Source organism: Acetomicrobium thermoterrenum DSM 13490 (assembly GCF_900107215.1).
Classification (GTDB): Bacteria; Synergistota; Synergistia; order Synergistales; family Acetomicrobiaceae; genus Acetomicrobium; species Acetomicrobium thermoterrenum.
Genome location: NZ_FNPD01000016.1, coordinates 1 through 13,226 on the forward strand (window position 1 = coordinate 1; position 13,226 = coordinate 13,226).

Annotated in this window: 13 protein-coding genes, 1 rRNA gene and 1 pseudogene; all 15 read right to left on the reverse strand. The window is 44.8% G+C overall.

The genetic code is table 11. The annotated features are described in order from the left end of the window. Positions 1-224: ribosomal RNA gene (locus BLU12_RS09655) — 16S ribosomal RNA — on the reverse strand; the annotation flags it as partial. Positions 225-555: 331 nt separating this feature from the next. Then, on the reverse strand, positions 556-1,704 hold the full coding sequence (gene recA, locus BLU12_RS09660) for a recombinase RecA (RefSeq protein ID WP_091462400.1): 1,149 nt from the start codon (positions 1,702-1,704) through the stop codon (positions 556-558). A 3-nt stretch (positions 1,705-1,707) separates the two neighbouring features. Then, positions 1,708-2,316 (reverse strand): RNA 2',3'-cyclic phosphodiesterase, encoded by a 609-nt coding sequence (gene thpR, locus BLU12_RS09665; protein ID WP_091462402.1) that lies wholly within the window; start codon positions 2,314-2,316, stop codon positions 1,708-1,710. Continuing rightward, the gene (locus BLU12_RS09670; protein WP_091462404.1) at positions 2,300-3,529 is read right to left on the reverse strand and encodes a nicotinamide-nucleotide amidohydrolase family protein; all 1,230 of its coding nucleotides are present in this window, start codon (positions 3,527-3,529) and stop codon (positions 2,300-2,302) included. The genes thpR and BLU12_RS09670 overlap by 17 nt, the downstream gene beginning before the upstream one ends. A 6-nt stretch (positions 3,530-3,535) precedes the next feature. Then, on the reverse strand, positions 3,536-3,997 hold the full coding sequence (locus BLU12_RS09675) for a phosphatidylglycerophosphatase A family protein (RefSeq protein WP_091462406.1): 462 nt from the start codon (positions 3,995-3,997) through the stop codon (positions 3,536-3,538). Then, complete coding sequence (gene rimO, locus BLU12_RS09680; protein ID WP_091462408.1) at positions 3,987-5,294, reverse strand: 30S ribosomal protein S12 methylthiotransferase RimO; 1,308 nt, start codon at positions 5,292-5,294, stop codon at positions 3,987-3,989. The genes BLU12_RS09675 and rimO overlap by 11 nt, the downstream gene beginning before the upstream one ends. Beyond that, positions 5,294-6,199, reverse strand: coding sequence for a helix-turn-helix domain-containing protein (locus BLU12_RS09685; protein ID WP_091462409.1), 906 nt, complete (start codon positions 6,197-6,199; stop codon positions 5,294-5,296). Before BLU12_RS09685 ends, rimO begins: the two co-directional genes overlap by 1 nt. After that, positions 6,200-6,874, reverse strand: a complete 675-nt coding sequence (rpe, locus tag BLU12_RS09690) for a ribulose-phosphate 3-epimerase (protein ID WP_091462411.1) — start codon at positions 6,872-6,874, stop codon at positions 6,200-6,202. It abuts the gene before it with no gap. Then, a complete protein-coding gene (locus tag BLU12_RS09695; RefSeq protein WP_234945611.1) occupies positions 6,871-8,010 on the reverse strand; it encodes a PASTA domain-containing protein in 1,140 nt (379 codons plus the stop codon). Before BLU12_RS09695 ends, rpe begins: the two co-directional genes overlap by 4 nt. A 12-nt stretch (positions 8,011-8,022) precedes the next feature. Then, positions 8,023-9,345 (reverse strand): RsmB/NOP family class I SAM-dependent RNA methyltransferase, encoded by a 1,323-nt coding sequence (locus tag BLU12_RS09700; protein WP_009202374.1) that lies wholly within the window; start codon positions 9,343-9,345, stop codon positions 8,023-8,025. Beyond that, entirely contained in the window at positions 9,345-10,040 is a 696-nt protein-coding gene (locus BLU12_RS09705; protein WP_091462412.1) for a DUF6391 domain-containing protein, read from the reverse strand. Before BLU12_RS09705 ends, BLU12_RS09700 begins: the two co-directional genes overlap by 1 nt. Positions 10,041-10,132: 92 nt before the next feature. Further along, positions 10,133-10,828, reverse strand: a complete 696-nt coding sequence (locus BLU12_RS09710) for a zinc metallopeptidase (RefSeq protein ID WP_091462414.1) — start codon at positions 10,826-10,828, stop codon at positions 10,133-10,135. Positions 10,829-10,907: 79 nt separating this feature from the next. Continuing rightward, entirely contained in the window at positions 10,908-12,041 is a 1,134-nt protein-coding gene (locus BLU12_RS09715; RefSeq protein ID WP_091462416.1) for a DegT/DnrJ/EryC1/StrS family aminotransferase, read from the reverse strand. A 29-nt stretch (positions 12,042-12,070) separates the two neighbouring features. Further along, complete coding sequence (locus tag BLU12_RS09720) at positions 12,071-12,736, reverse strand: GntR family transcriptional regulator (protein WP_091462417.1); 666 nt, start codon at positions 12,734-12,736, stop codon at positions 12,071-12,073. A 203-nt stretch (positions 12,737-12,939) separates the two neighbouring features. Then, positions 12,940-13,226 (reverse strand): annotated as a pseudogene (locus BLU12_RS09725) (UPF0236 family protein); the annotation flags it as partial.

Here is a 13,226-nt window from a genome sequence, read left to right on the forward strand (position 1 = left end):
AAGGCTGTAGCAAGCTACATTTTCACCTCTTGCGAGGCATATGGGGTTTTAGCACCCGTTTCCAGGCGTTATCCCCCTCCTTAGGACAGCTACTCACGTGTTACTCACCCGTCCGCCGCTCTACCTTGAGCTTGTCGTAAGACTCGCTCGAGGTATCGCACGACTTGCATGTGTTAAGCGCGCCGCCAGCGTTCGTCCTGAGCCAGGATCAAACTCTCCGTTCAATCCAAAGCTTTATATGCTGCAAGCTGAAAACCAACTGACTTGCACCTTAATAGGTGCTCGCACAACTGATTTCAATTACTTTACTTTCAGGCTTTCTCGCTGCTGCCTATGAACTTGTCAAGGTGCTGATTGAATACCTCCGGCGTGTTACGAAATCATTGCAGCCCGAAGGTAAGTGTTATATTAGCTTCATCGATACCATTTGTCAATACCAACTATGAGTATCAGTTTCATAAATAAGATACATACTATATGATATGAATAACTTACTATAAACTATAATTTATATTAAACAAAAGGGACGACCACAACAAATAATCTATGTCATAGCTATTCCGAATCATCTACCTCCAATTCAAGTACTTCCTCTTCGTCACCAAGCACTATCCCGTCGGAATTCCCCCCACGTTCCTCCTCGCTGGCATCCTCTTCCTTTGCATACCTCGGAGGCGACAAATTCACCAGACCAGCCGTTTCAGCCAAAATGCTTTTAACTTCCTGAGCTATCTCTTCCATTAATTCCGGTTGTTCTTCCATCAGCTGAGCAACCTTTTCTTTGCCTTGGCCAAGTGTTTCTCCTTTATACGCCAGCCAAGAACCTCTTTTTTTGATCACATCCATATCTAACGCCATGTCCAAGATTGCCATTGCCTTCGGGATTCCTCTTCCGTATATCAATGAAGCATGAGCTACCCTGAAGGGCGGCGCTTGCTTATTTTTGACTACTTTGATCCAAAGTTCGTGTCCGATGATACTATCTCCCTTTGTGATCGACTTTCCCCTGCGCACTTCTATGCGAACGGAACTGTAAAATTTCAACGCTCTTCCTCCGGTCGTCGTCTCTTGGGGCCCGCCATATCCGGACATTCCAATTTGAGCTCTCAGTTGGTTTATAAAGACGACAACACACTTGCTCTTGGATATTGAAGCCGCAAGCCTCCTTAGAGCATAGGACATCAAACGCGCCTGCAATCCAACTTGGGTTTCTCCAATTTTGCCATCTATTTCCGCTTGAGGAGTGAGCGCCGCAACGGAATCCACTACTAAGATATCTACGGCTCCGCTCCGCACGAGGGAGTCTAAAATATACAGCGCCTGTTCTCCGCTATCTGGTTGGGAAATAAAGAGGCTTTTTGTGTCCACACCGACGGAAATGGCTAAAGAGGGATCAAGTGCATGTTCGGCGTCTATAAATGCCGCTACACCTCCCAGCTTTTGAGCTTCCGCTACGGGATGCAGGGCGAGCGTAGTCTTTCCGGATCCCTCAGGCCCAAATATCTCTATTATTCTGCCGCGGGGCAATCCCCCCGTACCAAGTGCGATATCCAAAGGCAATATGCCAGTTGGTATTACCTCCACAGACGAAACGCCTCCATCGCCTAAACGCATTATGGCTCCTTCCCCGAACTTGCTTTTAATATCAGAAATAGCCTGTTGAAGTATATCTTCTCTCGTTTTAGCGCTTTCTTTTTTTGCCATAATTTATAAGGCACCTCCCAGTTTGTAACGAACCAAAGGAGTGTAAATAGCTCCCCTGGGCGTTAGGTCGCTTTTCATAAAAGTAAAAATTTCTACAGGCCAAGATATGTCACGAACTTTCATGTTGGCCATAAAATCGATTAAAGTTGGCGTAACATCAGACGGTTTTTTGACTCTTGCTAAAGTTAAATGGGGAGAAAAGGGTTTTTCGTCTTTATGAACGCCCTTAAAGGAAGAACATACTTTCTCTACCATTAATTGCAGCTTAAATAAAGGAGACAAATCACCTGATATCCCTAACCATAAAACTCTGGGCCGCTTTAGACTTGGGAATCCGCCTATACTAGAAAGTTTTAAAGTGAAAGGATCAATCCTCGAAGTATCGAGCCTTTCTTTCAATTCTCGAGATATCATATTCACGGTGGGTTGTGATATATTGCCGCAAAACCTAAGCGTTAAATGAAGTGCTTCTCTGCTCACCCATTTAAGGTTAGGGGCTAGGGGTTTAAGTTTTTCCGTTATTTCTTCAATTTCGTCCTTTAAATAGTCGTCTAGCTCGATGCATAGAAAACACCTGATTTGACTATTTTGATCATTATCTTTTTTGGCCAAGCCTCTTTAACTCCCTCCAAATTGCCTCTAAGGCTATATTTTTGCTCCAAAGGCGTATAGTTTCCCTATCTCCGTTGAGATGCCTCGTAAAGGCCCTCTCGTCACCCCTTGCGGAAGAGACTGCGAAACATACTGTTCCGACGGGTTTATTAGGGCTTCCTCCCGATGGCCCAGCAATACCGGTAACAGAGACTGCATAGTCGGCTTTGAAAATTCTCATAGCACCGCTCGCCATGGAAAGCGCACATTCCTCGCTAACTGCTCCAAAACTATCCAATACTTTCTCAGGGACTCCCAAAATGATCTTCTTAGCTAAATTGCTGTAACATACAGCACTTCCCGCAAAAACCGAAGACGCTCCCGGAATTCTTGTAATGGATTCTCCTACCATACCACCCGTACAAGATTCGGCAAAAGCTAAGCTTGCGTTTAAATCTGACGCAAGTGCAATTATGGCTTCTTCTAAACAAGAAACATCGTCGGGAAGCACGTCATCCTCGAGAATTGTTTTAATTTCGCACAGAAGAGCGGACGTTAATTCCTCAGATCCCTTTATGGCCAAAGTCACTACATTGGGTTCCGGCAAAAACATAATATAGTTGGGAAACTTTTTAACTAGGTCGCCTAGAGCTTCCTTCAGTTCACTTTCAGGCCATCCTACGATCTTGCATAAAACAAGGCGTATGGAGGCACCCTTTTTCAGGCCACTCAGATATTGCTGCGCCATTGCCTTAAATTCCATCGGCACTCCTGGTAGGGCTAGAATTTCCGTTTTCCCGGCGTGGACCAAAAAACCTAGAGCAGATCCCACAGGGTTAAAAATAGCCTTTGAACCCAATGGAATGGATGCCTGCTTATCGCGACATCCTTCTAGATATTTTTTAGATTCCAACGAATGCCTGGCAATGATGCAATCGTAAGTTTCATCATCCCTCACCAGAGGAACCTCTAGAAACTTGGCTACAGCTGCTCTCGTCCTGTCATCGTGTGTGGGGCCAAGACCGCCTGAAATAACAATGAGGTCCACTTTACCAACCCAATAATTCAGTAAGTCTATAAGAATTTCCTCTTCATCTCTAATGACTTCTAATGCTCTTACATCATAATCTCTAAGGGCCAACTCCCTGGAGAGCCATGAAACATTGTCTTCCCTTTTAAGTCCTAAAACGAGCTCATCGCCAATAGCGACCAACAACGCCTTTTTTATAAACATACTTCCCTACCTCGCCAATATGTTTACAAAACCACCATCAAAATAAAGCCACTTAACGGCACATAATATAAGATTGGTCATTACGCCACCCAGAAAATCATCGGCCATTATACCCCATCCGCCAGGTGCCTTTTCGCTCCAGGAAATAGGAAATGGCTTGAATATATCAAGGACTCTGAAGAGAAAAAGGCCTGCTATTACATAACCGGTGGGGTGTCCATACAATGCTATCCAAGTACCTATGACCTCATCTATGACAACTTCCTTGGGGTCTTTCTCTTTTATTCTTTTGGAATATCTATCGGAGGCGATAACTCCAGCCAGCGCAATAACAATTATCAGCCACCAGGAAGGCCTTGCAATAACAAAAAGAGCTGCGGCTACGCATGATGCCAGAGTGCCCGGCATCGACGACACTCTACCTACTCCCCACAAAACAGCAGCTTCTTCAAAAAAATTACCCTTCATCGACAACTACCTCGGCTTCCATATCGTGCTCTGTAACTGCATTAATTCTCACATTTAGAAAGCCACCACAAGGTACATCCTTCACTCCCTTTATTGCAATAACGCCGTCAACCTCCGGAGCTTCTCTAAAGGATCTTCCCAATACACAATCCTCGTAGTTTCTTTCTTCTACGATGACCTTTAGCTTGCGACCTAAAAAACGTTCCTGTCGGCTCAATGATATATCTGCCTGCAGTTCCATCAATATGTCTAACCTTTTCCTTTTGACCTCGTCAGAAACCTGTTTCTTTATGCCAGCTGCCTTGGTGCCCTCTTCCGGCGAATACAAAAAGGCTCCAACTCTGTCTATCTCCATATCCTCGAGAAAGCGCAATACTTTTTTAAATTTAAAATTATCTTCTCCCGGAAAACCTACAATTATAGTAGTCCTCAGTGCAAAATCCGGATCTATTTTTCTTGCGTAGGAAAATATCCTTCGTAAATCCGATTCGGTCACATTTCTATTCATACACGAAAGGATCTCATCATCGACATGTTGGATTGGAATGTCAAGGTATCTTAGGACATTTTTATAGCTGGCGATGCGCTCTAGAAATTTTTCATTAACACGCATCGGATGAAGATATAAAGGCCTAATCCACATACCGTCGGGCACATGTTTTTCCAACAAATCAAGCAACTCAACTAAATGAGAGGAACCGTCCCAATCCATGCCATAGGCAGTCAAATCTTGTCCCACTAGGCAAATCTCCTTTGCTCCCTGCAAAACGAGATTTTCCGCTTCTTCTAAAATCTCATCAATAGGCCTGCTTCTCAGCTGACCCCTAATAGAGGGTATGGTGCAATAGCTGCAGCAATTATTGCATCCTTCCGTTATCTTTAGATACCTGCTCCACGTTGTCGTCTCCGGAATAAAACCCCGCAAACAAGGCGAAAAGCTCGTGTCATTTACGCCAAGACAGCTCAAAACATGTTCCCATTCTTCCGACCTTGCCCATATGTCTACCGTTGGGAACTCCCTTTTTAAGTCGTCGCCATACCGGTTCAAGAGACAGCCTAAAACGCCAATTTTTTTAACCTTTCCCAAACCTTTAAGCTCTTCCAGATGCAGGATGACATCGATACTCTCCTTAACTGCAGGCTCTATGAAGGCGCAGGTGTTCACGAGTATGACGTCGGCTGTCTCGAAATTTTCCGCAAACCCAAATCCCTTTGAAGTCATTGCCCCGGCAAGCTTTTCGCTATCTACCTGATTTTTTGCACACCCTAAACTTACGATGAAAACTTTTTCTTTCATTAATCCGCCTTCACAACCTTCCCGTCTGCCTGATAAAGGACTGTAACCACGGAACCTCTGGGCATCTCTGCCTTTGTTCCCATCCACGTTACATCCACTGCAGCCACGTTGCCAAAACGCACCTTGATAGGCTCGCCAGTTGTCTCAAAGGTCTTCGTCTCGTTTCGCTGAAGAGTTCCTTCGTATATTTTTTCGTCTCCCCTTGAAACTCGCACCCAACACCTTCCTCTGGAAGCCTTGATCTCCAATATCTTAGAGATTTCCTTTGCAGTTTCCTCTTTCTCTTTTTCTTGTGCTTTCATCGCTTCCCCGCCCTCGACGTGAGGTAAGGTGGCTTGTAAAGAAACATCTTCATCGTGTCTTTCAACAACAATGGATTGTTCTTGATTATCTTCAAAGCCGTTTATTACAGCTAGGATATCCTCCGGCGAGGCGTCTGGGCCAACTTCCGTCTCCACTGATACGACATTTCTAGGCTGTTTAATTATGTCTATAACATGCTCCCTGCGAAGATAAAGCAAACTCCCGCTTGCCCCCAAAAGCAAGATCAAGACAGCATATATCCACCACCTTGAGGTTGCCTTGAAGCCTTTGGGCGGGGGGGTATAAGTACCCAGAACAGATGATATTTCGACCTGCTCGTCCATTGGAAGAAACGAATCATATTGAGACCACAACTCCGAAAGTCCGAGGTAGCTCAAATACTCCTTAATAAAGAAACGGGCAAATATCCTTCCTGGCAATCGATCCATTTCTCCGCTTTCAATAGCTAACAGATGACTGCGGGGTATTTTGGTATCCTTGGCTACGTCGTCCAAAGATAACCCCCTTTCCTCTCGCGTGCGTCGAAGAATATCGCCTAATTCCGATAGATTTTTGCCCTTGAGATCTTTATCCTTCGCCACCTATTGGAACACCTCCATTATCTTATCCCGCATGGTTTTTAAAGCAAAGGCAGGATCGCTATGGCCAAATACGGCGTTCCCGGCTACAATCACATCACAACCGTAGCGCACTGCGGCTTGTACATTTTCCAGTCCTAATCCTCCATCCATCTCTATTAAAAAGTTAAAATTTTTAACTGCCCGTTCTCTGTAAAGCCATCCAGCCTTTTCCAAAACCTGCGGAATGAACTTTTGACCTCCAAACCCCGGATTTACTGACATAACCAAAACCATGTCCAGGAAAGGAAGGAGCGGAGCAACACACTCCACAGGTGTTCCGGGATTAAGGGCAATACCACATTTTACACCGCTGTCTCTTATGCGTTGTAAAACTCTATGAGAGTGAGGGGTTGCCTCTATCTGTATTGTCAGGTAGTCGACGCCTAGGGGAAGAAATAAATCTATAAAACACTCAGGCGGTTCGACCATAAGATGCACATCGATAGGAAGAGAAATGTTTTCATCACTTCTAAGTGCAGCCACCAAATTTGGCCCGTAGGCCAAATTTGGCACAAAATGACCATCCATCACATCAATATGTAACCAGTCGCACTGCCCTTTAATTTTTTCAATATCACCCGCTATATCGAGCGGGTTAGCCGACAAAAGAGATGGAGCTAAAATAACTTTTCTCAAAAATACCTCTCCTCCCAGACAAACTCTCCTCCTAAGTATATAGTTACGACCAACTGCTCCGTGTACGGTATGTCAAGCGTTATATATTCGTTACCCTTTACTTCTTTACTCAAAATAGTGTGTTCCCCTCTTTTATCGGTCGCTTTAATGACTAACTCCAAAGGTCGCGATAAAGGAGGAACGGGATATCTAACTTTGGCCTGTTTCGTTTCCCCTTGTTGCTCATAGGCTCCTTTTTGTCCGGAAACATCTGCAGGCTTAGGTTGCGGTTTTTCGGTTTTTACCTCCTCTTGTTGTGTTCTTTCGCCTTCAGGTTTTGCCGGTTCCTTGGCTGCAGGTTTAGGAGGCAAAGCAACGACATCTTGAGAAACCGCAGCTCCGGGAACTCTGACTACTTCCTGAGAAGGTTGTTTTTGAGGAGCTTTCCCGCTGGATACTATCAAAGTGACTTGGCTCCCCCTCGCCACTTGCGTTCCGTCTCTAGGCTTGGTCGACATTACAACTCCCTGTTGAGTCGAAATTGTATCTATATATTCTATATTTTTTGCAAATAAGCCCACTTCGCTCAACACTTTTTTGGCCTCTTCAACGTTCATTCCCGTAACGTTGGGCAAGGGAAAAACGTTATTGTCGCCAACGTTAGGGCCGAGGCTGACCAACACATTGACGCGGGTTTTTGGCGGCACCCTGGCAGGAGCTGCAGGACTTTGGGCAATAACAACTCCAGGAGGAACATTGCTATCGTAAATGCGCAAGACATCTCCAGCAATAAAGCCCGATTCTTCTAGCTTACTCAATGCACTTTCATACTGCATTCCCCTGACATCAGGAAGTGCATGACGCTCGCCACCGCTACTCACTCGCAATATAACAACTCTGCCGCGTTTCACTTTATCTCCTGCTTCGGGCAATTGCCCCAAGACCACTCCAGGCATTTGATAGGAACCGACTTCCTCCACCTTGGGCAACAACCCCAATTGCTGGAGATTTTCCATTGCCACGATGGCACTTTTCCCTACTAAATCAGGCATCGTTACACTGCTCCCACCGAAGAAGACAAAATAGAGCATGGTCAAACCGCTGCAAACTAATACCAATAAGACAATCAGTAAAGAGAGGCTAATCCATCGCCTCATTTCTTTCCCCCCTCAGCGTTTCATTAAAATACATAAAAAGAAACCATCCACCCAAGGACTCCCGGGCAACAAGTAATAACCAAAGGGTCGCCCCCTCTGTAAAGGGAACCCTCCTCCCTCTATCTCAATTTCTATGATATCGGGGTTAGAGCAAAGGGCCTCGCCTATTACCCTTTCGTTTTCTTCTCTAAAGACGCTACAGGTGCTGTAAACGACAATTCCCCCGGTAGTTACCATGCCGATAGCACGTTCCAACAAATCCCTTTGAAGATCCGAATATGAGGATAACTTTCCCGGAGAAAGCCTCCATTTGCCTTCCGGATGCCTGCCCCAAGTCCCGCTTCCGGAGCAGGGAGCATCTAACAACACTATTTCGGGTGCCTCTTCTGGCGCTAATTTGAGAGAATCTCCAACCTTCCATATGGATCTGTTCTGCACGCCCAACCTCCGAAGCTCTCTGCGTCCCGCATATACTCTGTTTTTTGAAAGATCCCAGGCTTCGATTGTCACGTCTTGCGCTCTTTCCAAAATATGTCCGGCTTTTATACCCCGTCCGGCACACATATCCAATATCTTCCTTTTTCCCAGCGACGAAGACAGAGACAGTACTTTGTCGGAAACAAAAATTGACGATTCAGTTTGAGGCGTCCACAGGCCCTCGTTGTAGCCTAGCATCGAAGGGGGATGCCCAAAGGAATTGCTTCTGAGAACATAGTTAAAATATGGAGACCTCCAGCTTTTCACACCCTCTTCAAAAAACTTCTCGCCCATTTCCCCAGGATCAGTCCGAGGAGACAGCCTAAAAGAGAGATAGGGTTTTATCAGCTGTGATACAAATAGCTTCTTGGCCAGATCCTGCCCCCAACTCTCCATCCATCGCCTAGCTATCCATTGCGGTAAACCCCAGAATAAAGCCTGATTTATTTGGTTTGGGCTATTTTTCAACTCCTCTAACTTCTCTCTGCCATCGGATGCAATCTTGCGAAGGACGGCGTTGACCAGAGCGGCATCAGCCGGATTCTTCTTTTTAGTCGCCTCCACAAAGGCATTTACCAATGACTGCGGAACGAAGTGTTTAATCTCCAACAAACCGGCACAACCCAAGATTAAGATGTCACGAGTTTCAGCCTGCAAAGTCTCAAAGGGCCTTCTCAAAAAAGATCTTAGTATCTCTACCCAAAGATTGTAGCGGCGCATTGCACAATAGACCAATGTAGAAGCCAACTTGCGTTCACCTTCAGGCAAATCTTCCCCGAATCGTCTCAGAACCTGTGAGAGAAACAAGCCTTTACGAGTTTCCTCCCATATCGCTAAGGCCGCCTCAACACCCTTCACTAATCCACCACCTCAACGCTTAGGCCATCTTCCGGCTGTCTCGTCGAAATAAACAGCTCCGAAGGCATCATAAATTTCATCCCCAAAAAATTCATCGGATTTGACCTAACCTCTATCCCATCTATCGTCATGCCACTGACGTCTTGACTTGTTGTGATATAATATTGTGCAATTTTGCTAAAAAAAGCACCAAATGCATGGGCACAAAGTATTGCCAACAATATCGAAAACAAACTTAAATGCCCGGTAAGGAAAAGAAATCCAACAAATACGGCAGCAGCCACTGTGTTCGTCACGACGATAGTTGTCCCACACCTTGGATGCACGGCCAATTTTCTCTCGCCACGACTCATCCTGTACAACCCTTCCCTCGCTGCTGCCAACACTAAATGAGGATCCATAACACCTTTCAAGGTAAATCCGTTCTCATAAGCCATCCCCGCAATATTGGTTGGACCATAATTCTCTTCAATGACGTTAACAGTAGCATGTTCCAGGGCATGGTTTCGCCTGACTTTTTTGTTAAACAATATACGCAACAACTGTCCCGGGCCCACGATTAACCATATAAAAGATTGAGCGGCAAAACCCAGGGGAATAAATACCAATAGAAATATGAGGAAAAAAACCAACAATAACCCAAAAGCCCAGGGAGCCACGAACAATAATATTAAAAATAACAATAAAATCGGCATGACCAGATCCTCCGCGTCGGATAATATAAGGGGTGGCAAACCACCCCTTATATTATCACAAATTAATTGCGATAAGCCCAAGAAAAGAAGACTTACCTTCTGTCCACCATATTCCTAAAAGCCAACAGACGCAAAAGCTGAGCCATCGCCATTACAGTAGCTGCCACATAGGTCAAAGCAGCCGCATTTAAAACAGCTCGTGCACCGCCAACTTCGTCTTGCGCCAACAACCCAGTATCGGTTAGGTAGCGCAAGGCCCTTGCGCTGGCATCGAACTCAACAGGCAGGGTGACAAGATGAAATATAATCACAGCGACGAAAAACAGAATGCCTATATCCATCAATACGGGCGCTCTAAAAAGCAACCCTATGAAAAAGAGTGGAAATGCTAAACCTGTTCCCAGATTCGCCACCGGGACTATCGCATTTCTAACTTTCAATGGTTTGTAAGCATTGGCATCCTGTATTGCATGTCCAACCTCGTGAGCTGCCACTCCTATCGCTGCAATGCTTGGACTCGAGTAAACGCTCTCGGATAAACGCAGCACCTTAATCCTAGGATCGTAATGATCGGTTAACGACCCAGATATTCTCTCTATAGGAACGTTTGAAAGCCCAAAACGATCCAATAGCGCTCTCGCGGCTTCGTAGGCTCTTACTCCCTTTCGGGAATATACCTTCGAAAATTGATTGAAGGTACCCTGTACTTTTATTTGTGCCCATATCGCCAAAAGAAGCGCAGGTATCAGGATTATAAAAGTTGGATCGAAAAACAACGGGAAATACATTGTCGTTCACCTCCTCCGCGAACCGATTCTTCCTACCATATTATATATTATAAGGGAAAATATCATATACCACGCCTCGCTAATTACTCCTGTAAAATTTAGCCATCGTATCCACAACGTATTCTTGCTCCTCAGGCAATAATTCCGGATACATCGGCAAAGATAAACTGTTTTTGCTCAACGCTTCGGCTTGGGGAAAATCTCCCATTTTGTATCCCAAAAAGCTGAATGCCGGCTGCAAATGTAAGGGCAAAGGATAATAAACCCTTGTCCCAACCCCATTTTCTGTAAGATATTTCATCAACTCGTCCCTCTTGTCGCATCTGACCACATATTGATGAAATACGTGATATCCGTCAGTGTCTTCATAGGGACTTTTAACGAACTCTGAAATGCCATATGTATCGAACAATATTCGATATCGCTCCGCTATGATCCTGCGTTGTTTGTTCCACTCGTCAACATGAGGCAACCTGCACCTTAAAATAGCGGCTTGGATTGCATCTAAACGACTGTTCATGCCCAATTCCTCGTGAACATATTCACCGCATAAACCATGAACTCTTAACCTTCTAATCCTGTCTGCAAGGTAATCATCATTGGTAGTTACTAAACCGCCATCACCATATCCGCCCAGATTTTTCGTAGGATAAAAGGAAAAACACCCAAAGGTCCCAATGGTCCCACAATACCTGATATCGTCGTCTATCTTGCGCCATGCTCCAAAGGATTGCGCGCAATCTTCTATTAAATAAATCCTTTTATCGTGCAAAAGGCCCTCAATTTTCTCGACCTGAGCCATATGACCAAACAAATGAACCACTATAACCGCTTTCGTCTTAGGTGTAATATGATCGTATATTTTGTCGATATCTATGTTGTAGGTTACAGGATCGATATCGACAAAGACGGGCCTGGCACCAAGCCTGGAAACCACACTAGCAGTTGCAAAAAAAGTATAGGGTGTCGTAATAACTTCATCACCCTCTCCTATTCCCAAAGCCATAAGAGAAAGCAACAGGGCATCGGTACCGGAGGCACATCCCAGGGCATTGCTTACGCCCAGATAAGAGGCAACTTCTCTTTCAAAACCCTCAACCTCTTCTCCCAATATAAACCTTTGCGATTCTAATACTCTGTTAACAGCATCTTTCAGCTCATCCTTCAACATTTCATAATTTCTTTTTAAATCAAAGGCCGGCACATTCATAATGTATTTATTATCTCCTTCCCAATATGAAATTAAACCATCTTTTTCCCATATGAAAATAAGAAATTTGACGTATTGATCATATGTTCCTCCATATTTTTTTCGGCCTTAGATACATCCCTTTCCCTGATCGCTTCCAATATTTTCTTGTGCTCGGAAAGGCTGGACTCCAGGATTTCATGTATTGGGGAATCGATGATAGCAGTATATATACTAATCCGCGCTATGCAGTTCTTTATAAAACTTTCTAAGACTTCATTGCCGCTAAGATGAGCTATTATGCGATGAAAGTCTTCATTCACTGCAAGATATTCTTCAAACTCGCCTCTCCGGATCGCCTTTTCTTCTTGCGCGATAACCTCTTCCAGCTCTTCCAGGTTTGTGTCATCCATATTCTGTAAGGAAAGCCTTATTGCCGTTGTTTCCAGAACACTACGCACTTTAAAGGTATCCTCGACATCCTTTTGAGATGGCGATACCAATCGGGCACCAACGTTCGGAATTATTTCCAACAGGCCTTGGCTTGCCAATCTGCGCAGAGCCTCTCTTACAGGAGTTCTGCTCACACCTAAGGTCACGGCGAGATTAACCTCAGCTAGGCGCTCTCCCGGCTTCAGCTGTCTCATCAATATCTTATGAAGCAATTCGTCATACACATAATCCGATGATGTGGTATAAAGTTTTTCTTCTCTCAACATGGTTAATTCCTCCCAATTTGGATCCAAGATATATGAGATTGCATTATACAATAAACTAAATAGAAATGAACATATTGACCGCCCTTTACTGTATAATGCAACCAAAATCCGAGATTTACCGTATTGTATCAGAGTTTGACCGCGTCAAGTTTTTGTAGGATTTTTAGGAACCACTCCCCATGTGTCCTAAAGGGCAACGTCTTTTAGGTTAGGTAAAAATCAAACCCGCCATGACATATGCCCCTTAAGGTCGTGTATAAGGGCGTTACCTTTCCCGTTTTCAGTACCGTTATGCATCCAAGCTCACTTATAACGGGACCTAAGATCTCCTCCAGGTTCAAGGTGAATTTGTGTCTTTTGTCCGCATTCTCACCTTTTTGGTCTTTTTTCTTTATCTGTTCTGACGTCACCTTGCCACCGCTACAGATGTAAGCCCTCAAAGAAGACATGGCCTTTAAGCCCTTGCGGCTCCATGCTATAGGCCTAGAAC